The organism is Leclercia sp. AS011 (assembly GCF_037152535.1).
Taxonomy (GTDB): Bacteria; Pseudomonadota; Gammaproteobacteria; order Enterobacterales; family Enterobacteriaceae; genus Enterobacter.
Genome location: NZ_JBBCMA010000002.1, coordinates 102848 through 126379, shown reverse-complemented (window position 1 = coordinate 126379; position 23532 = coordinate 102848). Strand labels below are relative to the sequence as shown.

Genomic DNA, 23532 nt, shown 5'->3' with positions numbered 1-23532 from the left:
AAAGGTTGTTTCGATTTTCAGGATAATCTATGCACCGTTCAGGACTGACCGAGCTGGAAGTGGTGATGGCCGTCGTGCGCCGCGGCAGCTTTCGCGCCGCCGCCCAGGAGCTGGGGATGTCGGCCACCACCGTGAGCAACGCCGTTGCCGGGCTGGAGAGCCGCCTGCAAACCCGCCTGTTTAACCGCACCACCCGCAGCGTGGGGCTCACCGACGCCGGGCAGCGCTATGTGGCACGGATCGGCCCGGCGTTGCAGGAAATCCGTCAGGCGGATGAAGAGATCCACAGCCACACCGACGAGCCTGCCGGCACCCTGCGCCTGAACGTTCCCAACAACGTCGGCACGCTGTTCCTCGATGCGCTGCTGATCGACTTCATGATCCGCTACCCAAAAATGCGCGTTGAGGCGGTGAGCGAAGCGCGGATGATCGACATCGTGGCGGAGGGTTACGATGCCGGGGTACGCCTCGCGGAGTCGGTGCCGCAGGACATGATCGCCGTCCCGCTCACCCCTGATATCCGTCAGCTGGTCACCGCCACGCCGGACTATTTTGCCCGCTACGGCACCCCACAAACCCCGGACGATCTGCTGCAACACCAGGGGATCGGCATGCGGATGGCCCACGGGGGGATTTACCGCTGGGAGCTGGCGCGACGCGGGGAGCAGATCGCCCTGGCGGTGCCGCCGCGTTTTGCCACCTCGGATCTGTTTGCCTCGATCCGGGCGGTGAAAGCGGGTCTGGGGGTGGGATTTTTACCGGAACTCTATATTCAGCAGGAGCTGAAAAGCGGGGAGCTGGTGAGCGTGCTGGATGAGTGGTCGCAGCCCTTTGCCGGGCTGCGCCTGTATTATCCGGGTCATCGCCACGTCCCGCCCGGGCTGCGGGCGTTGGTGGCGATGATCCGCGAGCGTGGTCTTACTCGAGGTTAGCTTTGTTCAGACCGTAGGCCGCATCAAGCGAGCCGGGCTCCATCCGGGAGGTGATCCCTAAGCGGTTCCAGGCGTTGATCGCCACGATGGCAAAGTTCAGCTCGGAGATCTCAATCTCTGAATAGTGTTCCGCCACGCTGCGGTACAGCACGTCGCTGACGCCGTGCGGCCCGATCTGGGTCAGCGCTTCGGTGAAGGCCAGCGCCGCTTTTTCACGGGCGCTGAACAGCGGTGACTCGCGCCATGCGGCCAGATGGTACAGGCGCAGCTCGCGCTCCCCGGCGATTTTTGCCTCTTTCGAATGCATATCCAGACAGAAGGTACAGCCGTTGAGCTGAGAGACGCGGATGTCGATCAGGTGCTTCAGCGCCGGGTCGATGGAGGTCTGGCTCACCGCCATGCTCAGGTCGGACAGCGCTTTAGCGAGGGCAGGTGTGGCTTTATGGTGGTTAACGCGAGTGCTCATTGTCTTTCCTCTTGATGTACGGCATATGAAATGCGATGGGGCAAATTTACGCTGTTCATGACATAGTAAAAAGATACAAAAAGCGAGGAACGAGGTAGGACATGAAGCCGGGCTATCACGCCATCTACACCCGCTATCGGGATAACATTACCCGCGGGATCCTCAAGCCCGGTGACAAGGTGCCTGCCATCCGGGTACTGGCGGAAGAGCTGAAGGTGGCGCGCAAAACCGTCGAGACCGCCTACGCCATCCTGATCGGCGAGGGCTATCTGGTGAGCCAGGGGGCGCGCGGCACGCGGGTGAATCCGGATTTAACCCTCCCCGTTACGCCGCCCCCGCCCGATGACCTGTTGACGGGCCAGCTGCCGCCGTCGCTGGTCAGCCAGCGGGAACGGGCGGGCTTTTTGCGCCCCGGCATTCCGGCGCTGGACAGCTTCCCCTATAAAAAATGGCTGCTGCTGGCGGGTCAGGCGGTGCGCGCCATGCGTCAGGAGGAGATGCTTAATCCGCCGGTGATGGGCTGGTTTCCCCTGCGTCAGGCCATCGCCAGCTACCTGAATATCTCGCGCGGCTTGTCCTGCACGCCGGATCAGGTGCTGATCACCAGCGGCTACAGCGGCAGCCTGCGGCTGATCCTCGACACCCTCGCCAGCCGCAACGACAAGGTGGTGTTTGAAGATCCGGGTTATTTTATGGGCCAGCAGCTGCTCCGGCGGATCGTCCCGCGCCTGCATACCGTGCCGGTGGATCGTTCCGGGATGGATACCGGGTTCCTGCTGCGCCACCACGCCGACGCCCGGTTTGCTATCGTCACCCCGTCACACCAGAGCCCGCTGGCGGTCACGCTCTCGCTGCCGCGCAGGCAGCAGCTGCTCGACTGGGCCGGGCAGAACGAGGCCTGGATCATCGAAGATGACTACGACGGTGAGTTTCACTACACCCGCAAGGTGCTGCCGTCGCTGAAAAGCCTCGATCGTCAGGATCGGGTGATCTACATGGGCACCTTCAGTAAAACCGTGATGCCGTCCCTGCGCCTCGGCTACGTGGTCATGCCCGCCAGCACGGTATCGGCCTTTAACGACTGCGCCGATCTGCTCGCCAGCGGCCAGCCGGTACTGACGCAGAAGATCCTCGCTGCTTTCCTTAACGACGGCCACTTCTTCCGCCATCTGAAAAAGATGCGCGCCCTCTATCAGCAGCGGCGGGACTGGATGATTGCCGCCCTGCACGAGGTCTACGGGGATCGGTTCTTCACCGAGCAGAACGATGGCGGGATGCATATCGTGGCGTTTTTAACCCGAGGAACCTGCGACCTGGAGATCGCCCACTGCTGGCAACAGCAGCAGCTGCAGGTCAATGCCCTGTCGGCGTGGTACAGCGGGTCGGGCAAACGCTATGGGCTGGTGATGGGGTATAACAACGTGCGCAGCTACGACGAGGCCGTGGCGCTGCTGACGCGGCCAAAGATCCAGACCTGCGATCTTCTTAAATAGCAACCCCCTGATTTTGCATTATAAAAGGCCGTTTTCAGATAATCATAAGGGTAGGAATTGACGTGACTACCTTTATAATCGACGCGCAAATTTAACACTTCTAAGGACAAGAAAAATGAAATCACTTCTGGGATTCGACTATCTGTTAACGCCGCGCGTGCTGGTCTTTTTCTACTGGATCGCCATGCTGTTTATCCTGCTCGGCGGGATCTACTCCATGTTTACCGAGCATCTTATTGCCGGTTTTTTCGGCATGCTGTTCAGCCTGATTGGTACCCGCGTAATGTTTGAGTTGATTATGGTGGCGTTCAAAAATAACGAATATCTGCGCCGTATTGCGGAGAACACCGGGAAATCTGGCGTCGAGTGATGCCTTAAACGCCGGGTGGCGGCTGCGCCTTACCCGGCCTACGATTCGTGCCCCGTAGGCCCGGTAAGCGCAGCGCCACCGGGCATCAGACCGCACAACCCCGTAGGCCCGGTAAGCGCAGCGCCACCGGGCAATACCCTACACATCACATCGCGACAACCCGACATCCTTCAATTGCTCGTCGCTCATCTGGCTCAGAATGCGGCGCGTGCGGTTGATGCGATACCACTTTTTTACTGCCCGGCCCATCCAGATAAACACCGCAAAAGGCCGTTTTGCTCGATTCTCGTAAAATTCCATGATGCGCTCCTCATCGTGTCAGTGGGGTTATCATCACGGAAATCGGGGTGGACAATACAGATTCAAAATCTACTTTTATTTAACATACAGATCCGCTAATAACGCCTCTGAATGGCATTTTTCGCCGCAATCTGTACTGGTCTTTACATCTGTATGGTGACAACCAAGGATACAGCATGACGCGCTACCAACATCTGGCCAATCTGCTGGCCCAACGCATTGAACAAGGGCTGTATCGCAGCGGGGAGCGTTTGCCCTCGGTACGCACCCTGAGCCAGGAGCACGGGGTCAGCATCAGCACCATCCAGCAGGCCTATCAGATCCTCGAAAACCTGCAGCTGATCACCCCTCAGCCGCGCTCCGGCTACTTCGTCTCCTCGCGCAAAGCGCAGCCGCCCGTTCCGGCAATGACTCGCCCGGTGCAACGTCCGGTAGAGGTGACCCAGTGGGATGAGGTGATGATGCTCCTCGATGCCCGCGCCGATAAGGAGATGATCTCCTTTGGCGGCGGCTCGCCGGACCTGAACCAGCCGAGCCTGAAGCCGCTGTGGCGCGAAATGAGCCGCATCGCTCAGCATCAGCCCGGGGAGATGCTGAGCTACGACGCGCTGGAAGGCAGACTGGAGCTGCGCGAGCAGATCGCCCGTCTGCTGCTGGACGGCGGCTCGACGGTTGCGGCGAACGAGATTGTGATCACCAACGGCTGTCACGGGGCGCTGTCGCTGGCGCTGCTGTCCGTATGCCAGCCGGGGGATATCGTGGCGGTGGAGTCGCCCTCGTTCCACGGCACCATGCAGATGCTGCGCGGGTTTAACATCAAGGCGATTGAGATCCCCACCGATCCGGAAACCGGGATCAGCATTGAAGCCCTGGAGCTGGCCCTCGAGCAGTGGCCGATCAAAGCGGTGATCCTGGTGCCCAACTGCAATAACCCGCTCGGGTTTATCATGCCGGAGGCGCGCAAACGTCAGGTGCTGGCCCTGGCCCAGCGCCACGATATCGTCATCGTCGAGGACGATATTTACGGCGAGCTGGCGGCGGAGTACCCGCGCCCGCGCACCATTCACTCGTTTGATATCGACGGCCGCGTGCTGCTGTGCAGCTCCTTTACCAAAACCGTGGCCCCCGGGCTGCGCGTGGGCTGGATTGTGCCGGGGCGGTATTACGACCGGGTGATGCACATGAAATATGCCGCGGGCGGGTTTAACGTGCCGGGCACCCAGATGGCGGTGGCGGCCTTTATCCGCGACGGGCACTATCATCGCCATGTGCGCCGTATGCGCCAGATTTATCAGCAGAATATGGAGCGTTACACCTGCTGGGTGCGGCAGTATTTCCCGGCGGAAATTTGCGTCACGCGCCCGCAGGGTAGTTTCCTGCTGTGGGTGGAGCTGCCTGAGCAGGTGGATATGGTGTGCGTCAGCAAGCAGCTGACGCGCCTGAAGATCCAGGCCGCGGCGGGGTCGCTGTTTTCAGCATCGGGGAAGTATCGCAACTGCCTGCGGATCAACGTGGCCTTGCCGCCGAACGAGAAGAACCGCGAGGCGTTGAAGAAGATGGGCGAGGCGATTCATATTGCGATGGAAGCGTAGTGCGGCCTGTTTGCCGGGTGGCGGCTGCGCCTTACCCGGCCTACGGTCCGCATCTTTTGTAGGCCGGGCAAGCGCAGGCGCCGCCCGGCAATGTTAACGACTCAGAACTTCCACGACACGCTGCCGACGATGCTGCGCTCGGCACCAAAGTAGCAGTATGAGAGCGAGTTACAGGCCGCGACGTAGCTTTCGTCCGTCAGGTTGTTGACGTTCAGCTGGGCACTCACGCCGGTCAGCCCCACCTTCGACAGGTCATAGCCCACCGCCAGATCCACCAGCGTGTACGACGGCAGCGTGTGGGTGTTCATGCGGTCGCTGGTCACGCCGTTGACGTAACGCACGCCGGATCCCACCGTCAGGCCATCGAGTGGCCCGGTTTTGACGTCATAGCTCAGCCAGCCGCTGGCCATATTGCGCGGCGCGTAGACCGCACGCTTGCCCTCTTCCTCCGGGCTGCTCTTCTTGTAGCGGATGTCGGTATAGGTATAGGCCGCCTGCAGGCGCAGGCTGTCGGTCAACTGCCCCACCGCTTCCAGTTCCACCCCTTCGGATTCGATCTCCCCGATAGAGCGGTACGGATCGGTCGGCTCCTCTTTGGTGGCGATATTTTTCTGGTTGATGCGGAACACCGAGGCGCTGAACTGGCTGTTCATCCCCTCCGGCTCAACCTTCACCCCCGCTTCCCACTGCTTGCCTTTCATCGGATCCAGCAGATCGCCGTTGGCATCGGCAAAGCTGGTCGGCGTGAAGGCGGTGGAGTAGCTGATGTACGGCGCGATACCGTTATCAAACAGATATAACAGCGCCGCGCGGCTGCTGAAGTTGTTCTTGTCCAGATCGCTGCGGGTATTGTTGAGCTTGTCGATATTCGAGACGCTCACCTGGTCATAGCGCCCGCCCAGGGTCAGACGCCAGCGGTCCAGCGAGAGCTGATCCTGCAGGTAGTAACCGGTCTGGCGCAGCTTGTGCTTCTCCTGGCTGTACATGGTGATGTAGTCCGGCTTCGCGCCGTACACCGGGTGGAAAGCGTCGATCGGCGGGAAGCCGCCGTAGTAGCCGGTAGTGTTGTTGCTGCGGTCCTGGTAATCAAGGCCTACCAGCACCCGGTGGTTTACCACTCCGGTATCAAAACTGCCGTCGATCTGGTTATCAACGGTAATGGCATTCATCTTCTCGTCGGAGCCGGAGTAGCCGCGGTTCAGCTCGGTGTCGTTCAGCCAGCCGGCGGCATAGACCTGATTCAGCTCCACTTTGGTATGCAGATAGCGCAGCTTCTGGCGCACCGACCAGCCGCTGTCAAACATATGCTCGATGTTGTAGCCGACCATGTTCTCGCGGCGATCGTATTTGTCGTAATCGTCCTCGCCTTCAAAGAAGGTGTTGGAGATCATTTTGCCATCGTGCGGAACCACGGTGCCGTCGTACGGCAGGCCGGAGTGGCTGCCGCCCTCGGGGTCACGGTGCAGATAGGCCATCAGATCGAGGCGGGTGTTATCGGTGATACGCCAGGTCAGGCTCGGCATCAGGGCATAACGCTCCTCTTTCAGCGGATCGAACTGGGAGTCGGCGTAGCGGGTCATGCCGCTCAGACGGGCCGCCACGCGGTCGTTGTCGTCCAGCGCGCCGGTAACGTCAAACATCGCCCCGCGCTGATCGTTGTTCCCGGCGAACAGCTTGATCTCGCCGCCCGGATCGAACGAAGGTTTGCGCGAGGTGAGCGCCACGATCCCCCCCGGTGAGGAGCGACCGTACAGCACCGAGGCCGGGCCACGCACCACTTCGATATTTTCCAGGAACCAGGGATCGACCACCAGCGAGCTGTGGGAGTTGGTGTCGCCCATCATCTTCAGGCCGTCGAGGTAGACGTTGTCCAGGCTGCCGTCGGAGAAGCCGCGCAGCACGATGTAGTCGAAGCGGTTCGAGGCACCGATCTGGTTGCTGTAGACGCCCGGGGTGTAGCTCACCGCCTGGCGCACGCTGGTAGCGCCCTGCTCTTCAAACTGCTCGCGGGTGACGATCGACACCGCCTGTGGGGTCTCGATATCCGGCGTCGCCAGCTTGGTGGCCCCGCTCTGCATCTGTGACGTCACCACCACGGTTTCGGTTTTCGGCGTCTCCTGCGCCATCAGGGGAAGCGCGACGCTCCCGGTTACCCATCCCACCAGCAGTGCCAGCCGCGTTTTAGCGAACATGAAAATCTCCAAAGGCATTTCTAATTGTTAATAAGAATTATTACCTTTTTCATTTGGAAGATAGCTATGCGCGCCGCCAGAGAACGTATGCGCAATGCCAAACCGCACAAATGGCGTTGGCGATCGGGGGAAAAGCGGATTAACGGCTGCTGCGTATCGCGCCGGGACAGACGCCGTAGCGACGACGAAAGGCGGTGGCAAAGTTGGTGGCGTGCTGATAACCCGACATCCACGCTGCCTGCTGGACGCTGTGGCCTTCCAGCAGGTAGCGGCGTGCCAGGGCGAGGCGGCAGTCGCGCAGGTAGTCAAATACCGTGCAGCCGTAGGCCTGGCGGAACTTGCTCCGCAGGCTGCTGGGGCTCATCGCCGCCCGGGCCGCCAGCTGGGCGAGGGTGTAATCCTGCTCCGGGGCCTGTTCCAGCAGGTGACGGATCTGCTCCAGTCGGGCGTGCTCCCCTCCGGACGGGCCGGGCAGCGTCGTGCCCTGCTGTTCCCGCAGGTGCAGGCCGTGGCCCAGCAGCTGGTACATCACCCCCTCCAGCAACAGCTGGCGCGACAGGCTGCTGCGCTCGCGCTGCCGGGCATGCTGAATGCCAGCCAGCACAAAATCCGGCACCTGCCAGACAAAGGTGGGGGCGTTGAGCTTCTCCCACTGCGCCAGCAGAGAGGCGAGCAGGCTTTCCCGACGGGCATCGTCAGGGTAGACGCCAAAAGAGAGGGTTTTCAGGGCGATATCGGCATCATGACGGGCAGACATCGCCTGCTGTTCGCTCAGCCTGGCGCTGAACGCCATGCCGGGCCGCACCACGTAAACTTCACCGCTGAGGGTCAGGGTCACGCAGCCTTCGAGCACCACCAGCACATACAGCGGGCTGCTGTGGCGGGAGGTGGTTTCATAGGGTTGCAGAACGCGCACGTCGGAGTGGGTTAAGGCGATACCGGACGGCAGGATCATCTCTTCGACATCGCCGTGCAACACGGGGCTGGTGCTGGCACAGCCATCCGTCAGCAGAGGGAAACGGTAGTCGATACCGTAGCGCTCGCCAAATACCTTAAAGTCTGCCACGGAAAAGGTTTTTTTCGTTGCAGCGGTCGGATGAGTGAGCGTTGAGTTGGACATGCCTGCGCCTGGAGGAAGCTATTAAAAATAAAACAGTATCACTCCTTTAACGCAGCGGCAATGCGGGTGAATTTAATAAATATAAAGCTCCGGCCCAGGGCCGGAGCTTTAATATATTCCCAGCGCCATGGCGATTATCAGGCTTCTTGCCAGCTGGCGAAAACGTCTTCGTGATTTTTATTCAGCACCACATTATTCCCGTCGATTTTATCGACCCATCCCAGCGGAATATAATGGTGTTTACCGCCGGATTCAGAATCGTTTTTTGCCAGCTTAATACGTTCGCCGTCAAGATGGTCAATGGTACCAACGTGGTGACCGCAGCTTGCAACAACCGGAGCATGTTCCTTGATTTCACTCTTGTTTACCATAATTAATTCTCCTCATCAGGTTTCTACGGTTTGTGACACGACACTAACTGTAGACCATAAATAATCTATTTACCGTCTCATTAGCATTTCGAAACATTATTTCCGCAGCGTCTGCCAGGATGTATTAAATATATAAGAATGAACTGATAAATATTCCAGGGACGTTATTATGCCGCATAATTACTTTTCGCACTCAACATGGAGGCATATATGGTAGAAGCCAATCGTACCGAAATATCCCTGGCTCTTGGTGAAGCGGTTTTAGAAGTGGTACAAAAAGGCCAGGAGGTGTCGAGAGAAAATCTTGCCCGGGCCATGAAAACGAAAGCGGAGCGAGAGAAAGATGACGATCGTCTTCTGGATTACTGGAAAGCCTGTCACATCCTCGCGGCATAAAGAGGGCGGCGTGGGGCCTTTAGCCCCGCGCCGCCTGTGCGATCACTCGTCGAAGAACCAGTAGCCCTGGTTAATCAGCCCGGTCAGCTCGTCCACAAACGCCGGGTTATTCAGCGCCGCGCCCAGCTCGGCCTGGCCCAGCTCGGTGTAGCGGCACAGCGCATCCGCCGCCGTCGCGTCGACCGTTTCCAGCTGCTCGCTGTTGATAAAGAAGCTACCGCCGATGTTCAGCACCCGCAGCCCGCTCAGGCGAGTGAGGGTTTCGCCACCCAGCAGCGCGTCGCGCACCTCTTCCGGCGTGTACTCCGGCTCGGCAGGGGCGATATCCAGCTCGTGACGCGGCGTGGAGATAAAGCTGCCAAACCACTGCTTAAAGTCCTCCGGCTGGCTGATCATCTCGATCATCATCTTGCGCAGGCGCTCGAGTTCATACTCCTCTACCCGACCCGGGTGCTCGCGGCAGGTCAGATCCGGATCGCTGTAGTGCTCCCCACCCAGATCGTTTTCCAGCGCGTAATCGGCGAAGCTGCTGATCAGATCCCGACCGTTCGGGCCGCGGAAGCCCACCGAGTAGTTAAGCGCCGTCTCGTGGGTGAAGCCGTCGTGCGGGAATCCAGGCGGAATATAGAGGATATCCCCCGGGGCCAGATCTTCGTCGATGATCGGCTCAAAAGGATCGACATGCAGCAGCGCCGGATGCGGACAGAACTGACGCATTGGCAGCTTGTCCCCCACACGCCAGCGACGGCTGCCCATCCCCTGAATGATAAATACATCGTACTGGTCGATATGCGGACCCACGCCGCCGCCCGGGACGGAGAAGGAGATCATCAGATCGTCCAGACGCCAGTCCGGCAGCACGCGGAACGGGCGAACCAGCTCGGCAGCCGGTGCGTGCCAGTGGTTGACCGCCTGCGCCAGCAGCGACCAGCCGGTTTCGCCTAAGCCATCGAAGTGCTCGAACGGACCGTTGCTGGCCTGCCATTTACCCTCTTTATGGCTGACCAGGCGGCTGTCCACTTCTGGCTCCATCGCCAGCCCCGCCAGCTCATCCGGGCTGATAGGATCGATAAAATTGGGCAGGGCGTTCTTTAAAACGACAGGTTTCTTTTGCCAGTATTTTTCTAAAAATTCCGGCCAGTTCAGGTTGAGTTGATACGCCATGGTTAGCACCAGTGAGAAGATAAACGGGCCTGATTATAGAAAGAGGCCGGGCCGGGCTGCCTTGTCGTGGGTCAAGCGGCGGTGAAATCTGCCGCATTCAGCCTTTCGCATGACACAGCCTGACAGTTTCACGCTTTATCGTGATCGCAAGATAAAGAGCGACTTATATCGTTAATCACAAAGCGTGCACTGTTATGAGGCCTGCCATGAGCCCGTTCATCGAACTTCCTGTTTCCGCCGAGGTGAAGACCCTGATGGGCGTCTTTACGCGCAAAGAGAGTCCGTCCGTGTTTGCGCCTGTGGCCCGCGAACTGCCGGCAGGAAGCCGTATCCGCGTGCAGGCGACGGTGGTGGGCGATGCGGTGCAGGGCAATCCGCACTGGTACCGGATTGATGACGAGACCTTTATCTGGTCGGGAGCCTGTAGCCATATCGTCCCCTGCCCTGAATTTCCGCCCTGCACCCGCGTTAACTGGACGGCGGTGGTGTTTGAGGTGCGTTAGGCGGTTTTCATGGGCTCCCGTCTGGAAAATAGCGATGTATTGATCATGACCAAACTTGACCGCTCAGAACGCAATGCGATTGATGCCAGAAAACGGTTGAGCATGGGCAGCAGCGTGAACGAAATGTAGAGGGCCGCAGCAGGGTTCAACACTTGCAGCAGCCTGTCTAATATGTCACTAATTATATTATGCGTGTCTAAAAAGGAATTTACTCACAACCGAGTGATGAGTCCTTATCACAGGTCAGTTTTGCTGACAAATCACTCAGGCGATCAATCTCAACGGACTTACAATCATAAACCGATTCCTTTTTGCTAGTCAGACTCGTAACAATGACCCCGCGGCTTTCATTCCCCTGTTCATAGTTACTAAATATCGTGTACTTATATTCTAAGTTTATGAATGACACATTGAAGTAATCAGTTTGAAATCGTGAATAATGATTGTATTTAAATCCCGAAAAACTATCACCCTTTGACTCATAGTGAAATTTTATTTTGCTAGCTTTAATTAACGAATAACGCAACACACCTTTACTTTCATCTAATTTTATACTCCCTTTCACTGTATCACATAAAAAATACACCTCATTCGCAAATGATGAGCCGCACAGAAAAATTGTAATTAATGCCATAAGATTATAATGACGCATTGTAGTTTTCCTCCATCTTTAAATCATATCCCTTCTGCCTCGGACCATTATACTTTTTGGCGAATGAAAGCCAGTCCTTGTTTCGAATCGATCGCAGCAGAATACTATCAGCCTCAATAAATTGAACAAATGCTTTTAGCTGATTTTTCTCAGATTGACTTAAGGCCAGGACGAATTCCTCCGGACTCGCATAACCAGCAGCTGCATAGTTTGATGCAAGAATCTGGAATTTACCCCAGGATGCTGATTTTAAGGCTGCTTTTTTATTGAGTGTATACGCCTTGACTAACTTTCTATATTGTATTGATGTTTCTCCATATCCACCCGCAACCGCGTTTGATATATCTTCATATTGGTCGTATTTCCCACCCGTATATTTATGAAAATGATGTCTTTCAAATAATATTGCAGGTACATAATCATCATTTTCTTGGAATTTAAAATAGGAGCCATATGAGCCAGTTTCAGTTTTAGCTACAGCCTTAATTGCTGCAACTTCACAATTTAGCTTTTTTGCTGCCTCTTCATAATCAGACTCTTCAATTTTGTCTCCATTATAAAAATTAATAAACTCAATAGAAGTTAACTCTCCATTGATTGGAGTTTTAGGAAAGTCTGCATTTTTTAAGATTTCCAGAAACTCTAGCGGATGAAAATGCCATACTGATGGCTGACTGGCAAATAGCGGCACTTTATCCATCCAGTGCGTAGCGTCCAGAAATCCCCCGTTGACCATCTTAACAATTGGACTTTCTTCGCTGTCCTTGAAGACCGATGACCAGCGTGCATCATCGCGAGTACTGTGCCAATAGCTGGCGTGCTTCACTATCAGACGCCGCGCATATTCCGGAATGTTCATCTGGTTGGTATGCAATGCGCCAAACAGCTGCGCATCCTGTAAATTATCCGTATAACTTCCACTCGAACCCCGATTTTCAGCACTGCGGATCAGGCTGTCATAAAACATTTTCGCTTGTGAGCTCTGCGGCCCTTTTTCCCCATCAAAGTGAGAGTTGATGCTTTTCAAAGCCTCGATTAACCAGCTTTCGTCCAGAGTGCGGATAAAATCGGTTGTGGGCTCCGCTTCAATACAATGAAAGTTTAAGGCCGCTAAATCATGCTGACTAAGTTGCTCCACATCGTCCTGATGCATCCAGCTGTACGGGCGGATTCGAAAATATGTTACCCCGGTTTTATCCGTAAACGGATATGTGGCATCGCGTGCGATGATTCTTCCGGCATCAACACGAGTAATGGCGCTCATCTGTTCAAAGGTGCTGTCTTCACCCTCACCATTTCGCAGGTACAGCGGCCGTTTCAGCTTCAACTTAATGTACTGTTTGCCCGTTTTGATGCCTTTCACGTTGGCCACGAAATCAGGGATATGCTCATCAAGACTCAGTAACTCGATATGAGTTTTGTATTCCGTGGTAATAACTTGCGGGTAATTATCTTCATCTGCCAGATCCTCAGCAGCGAGAAATCCGACCGGTTCGCCTGCCTTCACCGTCACTTTCAGCGGAACAGGCGGCACCACCACATCATCAAACACACCGTGATTCAGGGCATTGTGCATCCAGTCAGGCAGACATATGTAACATTCCCCGTCAGGCTCCAGATATTCCGGGCGCATCGAGACCCAGAAAAGTGTTCCCGAAGGTTTTCCAGCTTCAAAGCGCTGCACCAGTGCAAACGGCTCAGGCTGACGTTCCAGCAGAAACGATTTTTGCTGCAGTACCGCCAGTATTTCACCCTGCTTCAGTGTTCTGGCATAACCCTGTTTATTTGCTAGTACGTCCGGGACAATCTCGCGACTATGATCATGGCGAGAATGGCGACGAATCCGCACACCGTGTCCTTTCTGCGTGACCCGGTATAACGGGCGTTGCGGGTATTCTGAAAGGGGGGCCATATGCATGTACAGCTGGTACAGTGTCAGCCAGGAGGATTCATCCTGCTCATCTGGCTTGTAAACTGACCTGACCAGCACAAAGGTCCCGGACTCGCGCAACGGTCTTTCCTGACGACAGTCAATCTTCATGTAATCTCGGTTAAGCCGCCACGCCACCACCTCGCCGTCCATCATAAACTGGAGCGGCACTGAATTTTCCGGCACATCCTGACTCAGCACCGACGCTGGAGAAGATGACGCTCCAATGTGAAGCCACCATGCCAGTAGCGATTTACGCCAAGTAACCACCAACCGTGGGCGTTTTTTCGAATGTCAATTAACAACTCGTCATAGTTCTTATACTCCCGACCATCGGCTTTCCGTACCGGATAACGTATGTTCATCGTCTTCCCTTAAGTCAAATAACAAAACCATGATAATTACAGGGAATTAAGAGGATAGGGAGTAAGATTTATGCAAATTTTTTAATGAGATATTTACTAACGTAGATTGTTCTACGAAGAGTGCCGCTAAGATCTCGCTGTTAATATTAGTTATTTTTCGCTCTCCCGGTGCCCTCCCATCAGGCACTGATAACCCGCACATCCTGCGCCGCAAAGGCCGCGATCGCCTCGGGATCCAGGCTCGCCTCTACCACCAGCACGTCGATAGCGCTGCTTTTTGCTACCACAAAGCGCGCCACGCCGGGGATTTTATCGGTGGTGAGCGCCACTACGGTCTGGCTACTCTGGGCGATCACCGCTTTCTTGAACTCGCAGTCGGCAAAGTCGAACCCGGTCAGCCCCATCGCGGGATCCATCGCGCAGCCGCCGATAAACGCCTGATCGAAAATAATCCCCTGGATCTGACTCGCCGCCGTGGCCCCCACCGCGCCGCCGGAGCTGCGCTGGAGCTGGCCGCCGGTGATGATCACCTCGCACAGGGGATGGCGCAGCAGTTCCGCGGCGATGGCCGGAGAGTTGGTCACCACGGTGATCGCCAGATCCGGCGACAGGGCCTTCGCCAGGGCGAGGTTGGTGGTGCCGGTATCGATAAAAATGCAGCTCCCCGGTTTGATCAGGGTTGCCGCTTTCTGCGCGATTGTGACTTTTTTTGCGTGATTTTTTTGCTCGCGGCTGTAGAAGTTTCCGGCATCCGCCAGCTGCAGCACCGCCCCACCGTAAACCTTTTTACAGAACCCCTCTTTGCTAAGCTCATGTAAATCCCGGCGAATGGTGTGTTCCGACACCTGCATCCGGGTCGCCAGTTCGGCGCAGACCACCCTGCCATTTTCCTGCAGGATCTGGCGGATCAGATCTTGTCGTTGTTCCGGGAAAGCTGCATAATCGAGCATAAATTCTCTTCTCTGGATTTGAATCGAGCAACAATGCGCATAATGTTGCATAGCGGCGCGCTCTGTCAATCCACCAGGACCGAAACCGGAGCGTCACGATGAAAGACTACAATAATTACCGCCAGCAGGTGCCTCCCACTAACCCCGATGACGGCTTCCTGTTTGCGCCTGTGACGCCAGATTCGCGCCCCGGGGAGAAGGCGCAGCACAAAACCCCGGCCTCTCCCTCCCTGAAACCTTATAAGGATGTGAAATGACCCCTCAGACCACCGGAGCCGTCCAACGGCTTGCCACCCGGATCGTCTTTTTTATTGCCGGCTACGTCACCGCCACCTGGGCAGTGCTGGTCCCCTACGCCAAAGCCAATACCGGCGTTAACGAGGCCACGCTGGGCTCGCTGCTGCTCTGCCTGGGGATGGGCGCGCTGATTGCGATGCCGCTCACCGGGATGCTGACCAGCCGCTACGGCTGTCGTCGGGTGATTGTCACCGCGATGGCGATCGTGCTGCTCACCACCCCGCTGCTGGCGATCATTCCGGATCCGCGCCTGCTGGCCGCCGCCCTGCTGCTGTTCGGCGTCGGCGTGGGGGTGACGGACTGCGCCATGAACATTCAGGCGATCATCGTCGAGCGCGACTCGCCCACCCCGGTGATGTCCGGCTTTCACGGCATGTACAGCGTCGGCGGGATTGCAGGTGCCGGGGCGATGACCCTGCTGCTGACCCTCGGAGCCAGCGCCTTTGTCGCCTGCCTGATCGTTGTTCTGAGCGTGATCCTGATGCTGGCCTTCAGCCTGAAAGGGCTGCTGCCCTGGGCTAACCCGGCCTCCGGCCCGGCCTTTGCCGTGCCGCGCGGCGTGGTGCTGCTGATTGGCACCATCTGCTTCGCGGTGTTTCTCGCCGAAGGGACGGTGCTGGACTGGAGCGCGGTGTTCCTCACCGAGGTGCGCGGCGTGCCGGAGTCGCTGGGCGGACTGGGCTTTACCTGCTTTGCGGTGGCGATGACGATTTTCCGCTTAACCGGCGACAAGCTGATCGCCCGCACCGGGGCCCTGCGCGCGGTGGTGGGTGGCGCGCTCTTCGCCGCCGTCGGCTTTGCGCTGGTGACCTTTATGCCGCTGTGGCAGCTGTCGCTGCTGGGCTACGTGCTAGTGGGTGCCGGCTGCGCCAATATCGTGCCGGTGATGTTCTCTGCTGTTGGTCGTCAGACCCGCATGCCGCAGGCGGTCGCCGTGCCCGCCATCACTACTCTGGGCTACCTCGGCGTACTCGCCGGGCCCGCGATTATCGGCTATGTGGCGCATGCCACCTCCTTAACCCAGGCGTTTATGGTCATTATGCTGCTGATGCTGGTCGTCGCCGCGCTGTCCGTAACCGTCACCGCTAACCAACCTGCCCGCAGCGAGGGATGATATGAACATTGCACATGTCGCACTCTGGACACACAACCTGGATGCCCAGGTCCACTTCTGGGAGACGGTGTTTGACGCACGTCGCAACGAACGCTACCTGAGTAAAAACCGCCCGGGGTTTGCGTCGCACTTTATGACCCTCAGCGACGGGCCCACCATCGAGCTTATGACGGTCCCGGATCTGCCCGAGGCCCCGCCGCACGCGGAGTTTGTCGGCTGGGCGCATATCGCCCTGAACGTCGGTAGCAAAGCGGATGTGGATCGCATGGCGGAGCAGGCGCGGTTAAACAATACGCTTTTAAGCGCCCCCCGGATGACCGGCGACGGCTATTATGAAGCCGTGATTGCGGATCCGGATGGGAACCGTATTGAGCTGGTGGGGGAGTGATCCCCCTCACCTTAACTCTCTCCCCAAAGGCTGAGGCATCCCAGTAATTTTATTGCCTTTAAAGTCATGAAATAATCACATGATAATAAAAGGCTTACAGCGGCTCCCTGGTCCGGCTGAAAATCGCCGAAGCGTTTCCGGAAGGCCGGGGCGAGGCGCAGGGACGCGCCGAGAGGGCATAGCCTGCAGGGATGCAGGCTGGTGCCCGACCCGAAAGCCTGGAGGAATAAGCTGAGGGCACCGCGAAGCGGCGATTTTCTTGCCGGTAGCCCGGGTAGCCAGGGTGGTGGCGATTGAGCCACCTTGGCACGTTCACCGGTTCAGGCGTATCAGAGAAGCAAGGAACGTGAGGTGAACGGAACCACCTCCTGAATCACATGTTTCCCTCACCCTCTCCCCAAAGGGGAGAGGGGATCGTCCGTACAACGATTAAATAATGGCTGCAACCCTCACCTTAACTGACGACAATTTAACCAAACTTGGCCTACGCTTACCCAATGTGAAAAGCGGTTTTGAATACTCATCCCTCGCTTTCATACAGTTATCATATTGTTAAATGATAATGATAATTAATGTGTTAGAGTATTTATGTTCGAAAGCTGCCGCCATAACCGCTTGAACAGTAGGGAGGTAGTTTTCACGCTGGGCGAAATCCTCTCATCTCTGTCAGGCTGAATCATTGGGGCTATTAATGGAACACATTGTTTACGTCGTTGATGATGATCACGCTGTCAGGCGGTCCGTGGTGGGGCTGCTGGAATCCGCGGGGCTGAACGCCCTCGACTTCTCCTCGGCAGAATCTTTTCTGCAACACCGCTTTGAAGATGTGCCCTCCTGCGTGATCCTCGATATGCAGATGCCCACCATCAGCGGGTTTGAGGTGGCGGATACCCTGAAGGCCAGCGGGCGCGAGATCCCGATAATTTACCTCACCGGGCACGGCACTATTCCCATGTCGGTGAAGGCGATGAAGGGCGGCGCGTACGAGTTTCTCACCAAGCCGGTGGCGTCAAACGATCTGATCGACTCCATTGGCGCGGCGCTGAAGCTGGCGGAAGAGAATGCCTCCCATCTGCGCGAGCAGTACTCTCTTAAGCAGCGCCATCTCTCCCTCACCCCGCGCGAGCAGCAGGTGTTGCAGCTGGCGATCAGCGGGATGCTGAACAAGCAGATCGCCGCCGAGCTGGGAGTGAGTGAAATCACGGTCAAAGTCCACCGCCGTCGGGTGATGGACAAAATGCAGGCCCGCTCGCTGGCGGATCTGGTCAGGGCCGCCGAGCGCCTGACCTGAAGCCTGCCCTCAGAGTGGTTCCATGCTCGCAGCCAGCGGCAGGGTAAAGGCAAAGATACAGCCGTGCGGCTCGCGGTTGCGGGCCGTCAGCTTGCCCCGGTGGCGCTCGATAATACTGTAGCTGATGGTCAGCCCCACCCCCATCCCCTGGGCTTTGGTGGAGTAGAACGAGTCAAAGATGCGCTCGCTCAACCCCGGCCCGATGCCGGTGCCGCTGTCGGCAATTTCAAAACTGATCCCCCCGCCCTCCAGGTTCGAGGTGGAGAGTTCCAGCGTGCCGGGCCGCTCTTTCACCTCGGCCATCGCCTCTATCGCATTCATCACCAGGTTCAGCAATACCTGCTGGATCTGCACGCTATCCCCCACGATAAAGCTGTCCGTCGCCGCCAGGGCATAGCTGACGCTGATGCGCCGCTGCTCCAGCTCGCTGCGCGACAGGGTGATGATGTGCCGCACCAGATGGTGCAGATCGATGCGGGCGAAAGCCGGATCCTGCCTGCGGGTCAGCGACTGCAGGCTGCGGATGATCTCCCCTGCCCGCTCGCCCTCGGAGACGATCTCCTCCAGCCCGATGCGGGCCTTATCCAGCCGGGCCGGATCGCGGTTGAGCCAGCGCAGGCTGGCCCCGGCGTTGGCGACAATCGACATCAGCGGCTGGTTGATTTCGTGGGCGATGGACGAGGTAAGCTGCCCGACGGTAGTCGCGCGCGCGACGCGGGCCAGCTCCGCCTGGGCGACGCGCATGGCGTCTTCCGCCGTGCGCTGGGTGGTGATGTCGGTGATGATGCCGTAATACTCGTTTACTTCGCTGCCCACCCCCACCGGATCGCCAATCCCCAGAATGGTGCGGGTGGCGCCGTCGGCGCGGATAATGCGGAACTCGGCACGCATGGTCAGGCCGTCGCGCACGCTCTCGGTCACCAGGGTGCTGATACGCGGATAGTCATCCGGATGGACGAAGGTCAGAAACTCGGCCATCGAGATCATCTTCTGCTGCTCCGGCAGGCCGAGAATGCGGGCATACTCTTCCGACATAAACATCAGATCCTGCTGTAACTCCCAGCGCCAGCTGCCGGTGTGGCTGATCTGCTCGCCCAGCATCAGCGAGGTCTGACTGGCCCGCAGCTCTTTCTCAACCCGACGGCGCTGGAGGTTCTCTTCCAGCAGCTCGGCGTACAGCCGGGCGGTCTCCAGCGAGATGGCGGCGTGGGCCCCCAGCAGGCTCACCACCCGGGAGTGCTCCACGGTAAAGACCTCCGGCATCAGGCGGTTCTCCAGATAGAGCACCCCCACCAGCCGCGCCTGCTTGAACATCGGCACGCACATCACCGCCGCGCCGGAGGTCACCAGATAGGGATCCTGGCTGAAGGGGTGGAACTCCTCCGGTTTGCCGGTGTGGATCTCCTGCCCGGTGCGGATCACCGCCGCCAGCACCGTCAGCGGCATATCGGTGGCCATCGGCACCTCTTTGCGGATATGCACCCGCACCCCGTCGGTGGTGGTGCTGGCGCTGGCTTCGATCTCCGGGATGTTGTTGTCATTCACCCGAATCAAAAAGCCGCGCTGGGCCCCGGCCCGCTCCAGCAGGATGGTCATCAGGGTTTCGATCAGCCGCTCGAGGTTGATCTCCTCCGACAGGGCGCGGGAGGCCTTGATCACGCTCTGCAGATCGCGGATCTCCTCGTTGCGGGCAAAGGCCACCGTGTCCCAGGCGTTGGCTTGGCCAGGGGCCAGCAGGTAGGGGAAATCCCGCTCCAGCTGGCGAATTTTGGACTGCGCCCCGGCCCGTCCCCAGCCCGTCATCGCCCCGCGGAAGTGGGCATCGGCGGCGGTGGTGTAGCCGCAGGCGTGGGCGAAGCGCCCGGCCAACTCGTGAGCCAGGGCATTGAACGGGTTGAAACCGCTGTCGCGGGAGAGACGCACCGCCTTCTCGTACTGCTCAAGGGCGATGCTGTTCATGCCGTCGAGGCGCACGATCTCGGCGTAGATCAGCGCCTCTTTATCGGCAAAAGTGCCCGGGTTGATCCGCGCCCAGAGGGCGATTTTGTCGTAGTGCACATGGATCTGGCGGCGCAGATCGGCGGAAAAGGTCTCCGGGGTCAGCTGCTGGGAGAGCGCCAGGGCGCTGTAAAGATGGTAATCCAGCAGATGAATATGGCCCGGGGCGGACCAGGCGAACCGCCCGGCCTGGGCGAGGTTCTCTGCCGCCTGCGGGAACTCGCCGCAGGCGAAGTGGGCCATCCCGCGATAGAGCCAGAACCAGAACAGCATGGTGGAGGTCTGCTCCGTGGCCTGTCCGCCGGCGGGCAGCAGGGAGTGCGGCAGCACCTCGCTGGCGGTCCAGTGGCCGCTCACCGGGGTGCGCAGGTGCTCCACGTAGTGGCGCTGCATCAGCAGGATCGCCTCCACGTCCTGATAATGGGTTTTACGCACGAAGGCCAGCCCGCGTTCGATGCTGGTCAGCACCCCGTCGAGGTGATCGCCCCGGGTGAGGAAGTTAATCACCTGGTGGCAGGCGGCGAAGCAGGCCACCGTCATGTCGCCGTGGGTGACGGCGGAGGTGAAGCAGGCCCTGGCGCACTCGATGGTGTAGCCCAGCGGCTGGGTCCAGACGCTGAGCTGATCCAGCGGCAGCAGGGTTTTAGCCTCAAAGGCGTCGTAGCCGTGGCGGTTCACCAGCTCCCGGGCCAGGGTGCCGTACTGGAAGCCAAGGCGATACTCGGCGTAGCGGTGACCAATCAACACCCCGAACCACGCCATCGCCGGGGCGGACGCGCCGGTAATACCGTGATCCAGAGTCAGGTGCATCATCCGGCACAGCAGAACAAAATGCAGGCGCGAGCGGGTAAAGCTGGCAAACACGCAGGCGCTGTTGAGCAGGTTCATCACCGCTTCGGTATCGCCGTCGTCCATCAGCGGCAGCCTGGTAAAATGGCCCTGCGGGTTATCGCCGACCCGGTTGCACAGGCTGTGCCAGGCCTCGTCGCACTCGGCGGTTTCCGGGTAGGGGCTGACATGAATGCCAAACACCGCCAGCCAGCTCAGGGCCGCCTCCAGCGCCAGCCGGTTGTCGGACTGCCGCATATAGACTTCCGCCAGCAGGTTGGCTGCCAGCGCTTTTTCCGCCAGCCCGCATGGGGAGTTGAGAATGCGGTCGCACAGTCGGCGGGTGGCGTCGAGATTGCCCAGCGCGAACTGGCACCCGGCCTCCTCGCTGTCCAGGGTGAAGTCGCTGGCGCTCTCCGGTGGCGCACCGGCGTTGCCCAGCGCCCGGGCGGTCTGGATATAGCTCAGGGCCGAGAGATAATCCCCCGAGCGGCGGGCGCGGCGGGCCGCCAGCAGGCTCAGCTCGCGGAACATCTGGCGCTGGGGCGCAGGCTGAATGCAGTCCAGCGCCGCCGTGACGTGATGCACGGCGCGGAACAGGATCTCGTTGCCCGCCGCCTGACGGGCCGACTCCGCCAGCAGGCTGGCGGTGGTGAGGTGCAGGCGGCTGCGCTCGGCGTTATCCAGCAGGGCGAAGGCCGCCTCCTGGACCCGATCGTGGGTAAAGGCGTAGCTGGCGTCGCTGAGGACGATCAGCTGCGCCGTCACCGCCGGATGTAGGGCATAGCGGATCTCCGCGACCGACATCGACACTATCCTGGAGACCATCTCCAGCTCGCCGCTGCCGCCGAGGCAGGCGATGCTGCCCAGCAGCCGACGGGTCTCTTCCGGCATCTCCTCCAGCTGCTGCAACACCAGGGTGACCACGTTTTCGGTGTAGTGTCGGGTGCGGATGGCGTGCAGATCGTAGTGCCATTTGTCCTGATATTTGTTGTGCGTCACCAGCCCGTCATCGACGATGCGGCGGAAAAACTCATGGACAAACAGCGGGTTGCCGCCGGTTTTTTCGTGGATCAGCCCAGCCAGATCGAGGGTGCTGGCCGCGCGGGTGTGGAAAATATCCGCCAGCCAGCGCGACACCGCCTTCACCGACAGCGGCTCCGGGCGCAGCTCGGTGGTATTGCGCGAGGCCTGGTGCAGGCTCGCCAGCTGATGATGCAGGGTGTTATCCGGCAGCGAGCAGGCGTCCCGGTGCGCCACCACCATCAGCAGCGGCACGGTGCTGGCGTGGATCAGCAGGTACTCGAGAATTTGCAGGCTGGCGGGGTCGATCCAGTGGATATCGTCCAGCAGCAGCACCAGCGGGCAGCCCGCGCTGGCGAAGGCTTTTACCAGCGCCAGCACCATGTGGCTGAAGCGCGCCCGGGCGTCGATGGAGAAGGTATCGCTGGAGAAACGCGGCTTGTTATCCAGCAGCAGCCGCAGCTCCGGTACCAGGCTGACGGCCAGAGCTTCATAACCCTCCAGCTCGCGGGAGAGGCGGATCTTCCACTGGGCCACCTCCTCCGCCGACAGCCCAAGCAGATGCAGCGCCAGATTACGAAAGGCCGAGGTCAGCGCCGCGTAGGGCAGCGTGGGAGAAAACTGATCCACCTTGCCCACCGCCAGCAGCACATTACGGTGCTGCAACGCTTTCAACGCCGAGGCAATGAGTGACGATTTGCCGATCCCCGACGGGCCGCCGATCGCCACAAATCCGGCAACGGCATCGCGATTGACCCGCTCAAAGGCCTGGAGCAGATCCGCCGTCTGGGGATGGGCGGTGTAGAGGGTGTCGGTAAGATGAAACGCCGGGGAGCGATCCTGTAAACCCGGAGTAAAGGCGGCGATCTCCCCGTCGTCGCTCAGGGTCGCCTGGCAGCGGCGCAGGTCGGCAATCAGGCCATCCACGGTCTGATAGCGGTTCTCCGGTTTTTTTGCCAGCAGCTTGAGGACGATGGTCGAGAGCATGGCGGGCACGCCGGAGCAGACCGCGCCGGGGGGACGCGGCTCGGAGGCGATATGGTAGTGCGCCCATTTGCCCTGATCCTCGCCGCCCAGCTCAAACGGCAGGCTGCCGGTGAGCAGTTCGTAGAAAACGACTCCCAGGCTGTAGAGATCGCTGCGGCTGTCCACCGCGCGATGGGTGCGGGTGGTGTGCTCCGGCGACATGTAGGCGGGGGTGCCGCCGATGGCCGTCAACCGCGCCTGATGCAGCTCTTCTGAGGTGCCGGACGACAGGCCAAAGCCCCCCAGCCGACAGCTGTTGTCATCGTGAATAAAGATATTGCCGGGCTTGATATCTCCGTGCACCAGATTGCGCAGATGCATCAGGCGCAGCGGCAGACTGATGCGGATCGCCAGATCCAGGAAGCTCTGAATGCACGCCATCGGCGCGCCGACGATCCGGGTTAACAGCACAAAGGAAAAGGGGGCATAAACCAGTGCAAAGCGCCCGTGGTACTGCGTGCTGGCGACCGGGCGGATGGCCCAGTCGTCGCTCAGGTACTCGCGCAGGGCAAACTCGTTGCGCAGCAGGCGCGTTGCGCTGGCCTCTTCTTCATCGCTCACCCCGGTGGCGATGATAAACGACCCGCCGGAGCTGGGCAGGCGGGCATTGAGCCAGCAGAGGCTCCCCTCCTGCCCTAACGGGGTGAAAATGACGTCTTCTTTAAGCACAAAAGCCCGCCCTTCGGATAAATTTCCGGGGGCGGGCCAGCGAGCAGGCAGCGATGTGTTGTTCAACCACGTTTCCTTATTGTTCTTCATTAATGGTTCTCG

The 23532-nt window shown here is 58.9% G+C and carries 20 protein-coding genes; 10 read left to right on the top strand and 10 right to left on the bottom strand.

The genetic code is table 11. The features are described from left to right. Positions 1 to 29: 29 nt before the first annotated feature. The gene (locus WFO70_RS13055) at positions 30 to 932 is read left to right on the top strand and encodes a LysR family transcriptional regulator (RefSeq protein ID WP_337016756.1); all 903 of its coding nucleotides are present in this window, start codon (positions 30 to 32) and stop codon (positions 930 to 932) included. On the opposite strand, the gene WFO70_RS13050 is transcribed toward WFO70_RS13055, so the two are convergent. Continuing rightward, complete coding sequence (locus WFO70_RS13050; protein WP_337016755.1) at positions 919 to 1398, bottom strand: carboxymuconolactone decarboxylase family protein; 480 nt, start codon at positions 1396 to 1398, stop codon at positions 919 to 921. The two genes, WFO70_RS13055 and WFO70_RS13050, sit on opposite strands and share 14 nt — an antisense overlap. 101 nt (positions 1399 to 1499) lie before the next feature. On the opposite strand from WFO70_RS13050, the gene pdxR reads away from it, so the two are divergent. Then, positions 1500 to 2891: a MocR-like pyridoxine biosynthesis transcription factor PdxR gene (gene pdxR / locus WFO70_RS13045; RefSeq protein ID WP_337016754.1), complete on the top strand. Its 1392-nt coding sequence runs from the start codon at positions 1500 to 1502 to the stop codon at positions 2889 to 2891. A 115-nt stretch (positions 2892 to 3006) separates the two neighbouring features. Then, positions 3007 to 3261, top strand: coding sequence for a DUF4282 domain-containing protein (locus WFO70_RS13040; RefSeq protein WP_337016753.1), 255 nt, complete (start codon positions 3007 to 3009; stop codon positions 3259 to 3261). 138 nt (positions 3262 to 3399) lie between these two features. Here the strand turns inward: WFO70_RS13040 and WFO70_RS13035 are convergent, their stop codons facing one another. Continuing rightward, positions 3400 to 3561 (bottom strand): DUF1127 domain-containing protein, encoded by a 162-nt coding sequence (locus WFO70_RS13035; RefSeq protein ID WP_337016752.1) that lies wholly within the window; start codon positions 3559 to 3561, stop codon positions 3400 to 3402. 176 nt (positions 3562 to 3737) lie between these two features. Between WFO70_RS13035 and WFO70_RS13030 the strand changes: the two genes are divergently transcribed. Further along, positions 3738 to 5153 (top strand): aminotransferase-like domain-containing protein, encoded by a 1416-nt coding sequence (locus WFO70_RS13030; protein ID WP_337016751.1) that lies wholly within the window; start codon positions 3738 to 3740, stop codon positions 5151 to 5153. Positions 5154 to 5254: 101 nt separating this feature from the next. Here the strand turns inward: WFO70_RS13030 and foxA are convergent, their stop codons facing one another. The 3 genes from foxA to WFO70_RS13015 all read right to left on the bottom strand — a co-directional run bounded on the left by foxA (position 5255) and on the right by WFO70_RS13015 (position 8836). Continuing rightward, positions 5255 to 7363: a ferrioxamine B receptor FoxA gene (gene foxA, locus WFO70_RS13025; RefSeq protein ID WP_337016750.1), complete on the bottom strand. Its 2109-nt coding sequence runs from the start codon at positions 7361 to 7363 to the stop codon at positions 5255 to 5257. Between the two features lie 121 nt (positions 7364 to 7484). Next, positions 7485 to 8465: a helix-turn-helix domain-containing protein gene (locus WFO70_RS13020; RefSeq protein WP_337016749.1), complete on the bottom strand. Its 981-nt coding sequence runs from the start codon at positions 8463 to 8465 to the stop codon at positions 7485 to 7487. A 137-nt stretch (positions 8466 to 8602) separates the two neighbouring features. Beyond that, on the bottom strand, positions 8603 to 8836 hold the full coding sequence (locus tag WFO70_RS13015) for a DUF2171 domain-containing protein (protein WP_337016748.1): 234 nt from the start codon (positions 8834 to 8836) through the stop codon (positions 8603 to 8605). 210 nt (positions 8837 to 9046) lie between these two features. On the opposite strand from WFO70_RS13015, the gene WFO70_RS13010 reads away from it, so the two are divergent. Beyond that, a complete protein-coding gene (locus tag WFO70_RS13010) occupies positions 9047 to 9232 on the top strand; it encodes a DUF2767 domain-containing protein (RefSeq protein ID WP_337016747.1) in 186 nt (61 codons plus the stop codon). A gap of 42 nt (positions 9233 to 9274) precedes the next feature. Here the strand turns inward: WFO70_RS13010 and WFO70_RS13005 are convergent, their stop codons facing one another. Beyond that, entirely contained in the window at positions 9275 to 10396 is a 1122-nt protein-coding gene (locus WFO70_RS13005) for a ribosomal protein uL16 3-hydroxylase (protein WP_337016746.1), read from the bottom strand. A gap of 206 nt (positions 10397 to 10602) precedes the next feature. Here WFO70_RS13005 and WFO70_RS13000 point away from each other — a divergent pair, with 206 nt between their 5' ends. After that, on the top strand, positions 10603 to 10899 hold the full coding sequence (locus WFO70_RS13000; RefSeq protein WP_337016745.1) for an SH3 domain-containing protein: 297 nt from the start codon (positions 10603 to 10605) through the stop codon (positions 10897 to 10899). 208 nt (positions 10900 to 11107) lie between these two features. Here the strand turns inward: WFO70_RS13000 and WFO70_RS12995 are convergent, their stop codons facing one another. From WFO70_RS12995 to WFO70_RS12985, 3 genes are all read right to left on the bottom strand, one after another. Next, positions 11108 to 11551 (bottom strand): hypothetical protein, encoded by a 444-nt coding sequence (locus WFO70_RS12995; RefSeq protein WP_337016744.1) that lies wholly within the window; start codon positions 11549 to 11551, stop codon positions 11108 to 11110. Continuing rightward, complete coding sequence (locus WFO70_RS12990; protein ID WP_337016743.1) at positions 11538 to 13652, bottom strand: N-acetylmuramidase family protein; 2115 nt, start codon at positions 13650 to 13652, stop codon at positions 11538 to 11540. Before WFO70_RS12990 ends, WFO70_RS12995 begins: the two co-directional genes overlap by 14 nt. A 373-nt stretch (positions 13653 to 14025) precedes the next feature. Continuing rightward, positions 14026 to 14796 (bottom strand): DeoR/GlpR family DNA-binding transcription regulator, encoded by a 771-nt coding sequence (locus tag WFO70_RS12985; protein WP_337016742.1) that lies wholly within the window; start codon positions 14794 to 14796, stop codon positions 14026 to 14028. Positions 14797 to 14894: 98 nt separating this feature from the next. On the opposite strand from WFO70_RS12985, the gene WFO70_RS12980 reads away from it, so the two are divergent. The 4 genes from WFO70_RS12980 (at position 14895) to WFO70_RS12965 (ending at position 17886) form a co-directional block, all read left to right on the top strand. Beyond that, positions 14895 to 15053, top strand: coding sequence for a hypothetical protein (locus tag WFO70_RS12980; protein ID WP_337016741.1), 159 nt, complete (start codon positions 14895 to 14897; stop codon positions 15051 to 15053). Further along, entirely contained in the window at positions 15050 to 16207 is a 1158-nt protein-coding gene (locus WFO70_RS12975) for an MFS transporter (RefSeq protein ID WP_337016740.1), read from the top strand. The genes WFO70_RS12980 and WFO70_RS12975 overlap by 4 nt, the downstream gene beginning before the upstream one ends. A 1-nt stretch (position 16208) precedes the next feature. Next, entirely contained in the window at positions 16209 to 16595 is a 387-nt protein-coding gene (locus WFO70_RS12970) for a VOC family protein (RefSeq protein WP_337016739.1), read from the top strand. Positions 16596 to 17286: 691 nt separating this feature from the next. After that, positions 17287 to 17886, top strand: a complete 600-nt coding sequence (locus WFO70_RS12965; RefSeq protein ID WP_337016738.1) for a response regulator transcription factor — start codon at positions 17287 to 17289, stop codon at positions 17884 to 17886. A 9-nt stretch (positions 17887 to 17895) separates the two neighbouring features. Here WFO70_RS12965 and WFO70_RS12960 read toward each other — a convergent pair whose 3' ends face one another. Continuing rightward, complete coding sequence (locus tag WFO70_RS12960) at positions 17896 to 23496, bottom strand: trifunctional serine/threonine-protein kinase/ATP-binding protein/sensor histidine kinase (protein WP_337016737.1); 5601 nt, start codon at positions 23494 to 23496, stop codon at positions 17896 to 17898. Between the last annotated feature and the right edge of the window lie 36 nt (positions 23497 to 23532).

Bases quoted from the DNA above. Each gene is read 5' to 3' on its own strand.
- WFO70_RS13020 (WP_337016749.1), bottom strand. From the start codon at position 8,465: ATGTCCAACTCAACGCTCACTCATCCGACCGCTGCAACGAAAAAAACC.
- WFO70_RS13040 (WP_337016753.1), top strand. From the start codon at position 3,007: ATGAAATCACTTCTGGGATTCGACTATCTGTTAACGCCGCGCGTGCTG.
- WFO70_RS12985 (WP_337016742.1), bottom strand. From the start codon at position 14,796: ATGCTCGATTATGCAGCTTTCCCGGAACAACGACAAGATCTGATCCGC.
- pdxR (WP_337016754.1), top strand. From the start codon at position 1,500: ATGAAGCCGGGCTATCACGCCATCTACACCCGCTATCGGGATAACATT.
- WFO70_RS13050 (WP_337016755.1), bottom strand. From the start codon at position 1,398: ATGAGCACTCGCGTTAACCACCATAAAGCCACACCTGCCCTCGCTAAA.
- WFO70_RS12965 (WP_337016738.1), top strand. From the start codon at position 17,287: ATGGAACACATTGTTTACGTCGTTGATGATGATCACGCTGTCAGGCGG.
- WFO70_RS13015 (WP_337016748.1), bottom strand. From the start codon at position 8,836: ATGGTAAACAAGAGTGAAATCAAGGAACATGCTCCGGTTGTTGCAAGC.
- WFO70_RS13035 (WP_337016752.1), bottom strand. From the start codon at position 3,561: ATGGAATTTTACGAGAATCGAGCAAAACGGCCTTTTGCGGTGTTTATC.
- WFO70_RS13000 (WP_337016745.1), top strand. From the start codon at position 10,603: ATGAGCCCGTTCATCGAACTTCCTGTTTCCGCCGAGGTGAAGACCCTG.
- WFO70_RS12980 (WP_337016741.1), top strand. From the start codon at position 14,895: ATGAAAGACTACAATAATTACCGCCAGCAGGTGCCTCCCACTAACCCC.
- WFO70_RS13030 (WP_337016751.1), top strand. From the start codon at position 3,738: ATGACGCGCTACCAACATCTGGCCAATCTGCTGGCCCAACGCATTGAA.
- foxA (WP_337016750.1), bottom strand. From the start codon at position 7,363: ATGCCTTTGGAGATTTTCATGTTCGCTAAAACGCGGCTGGCACTGCTG.
- WFO70_RS12995 (WP_337016744.1), bottom strand. From the start codon at position 11,551: ATGCGTCATTATAATCTTATGGCATTAATTACAATTTTTCTGTGCGGC.
- WFO70_RS12970 (WP_337016739.1), top strand. From the start codon at position 16,209: ATGAACATTGCACATGTCGCACTCTGGACACACAACCTGGATGCCCAG.
- WFO70_RS13010 (WP_337016747.1), top strand. From the start codon at position 9,047: ATGGTAGAAGCCAATCGTACCGAAATATCCCTGGCTCTTGGTGAAGCG.
- WFO70_RS13055 (WP_337016756.1), top strand. From the start codon at position 30: ATGCACCGTTCAGGACTGACCGAGCTGGAAGTGGTGATGGCCGTCGTG.
- WFO70_RS12975 (WP_337016740.1), top strand. From the start codon at position 15,050: ATGACCCCTCAGACCACCGGAGCCGTCCAACGGCTTGCCACCCGGATC.
- WFO70_RS13005 (WP_337016746.1), bottom strand. From the start codon at position 10,396: ATGGCGTATCAACTCAACCTGAACTGGCCGGAATTTTTAGAAAAATAC.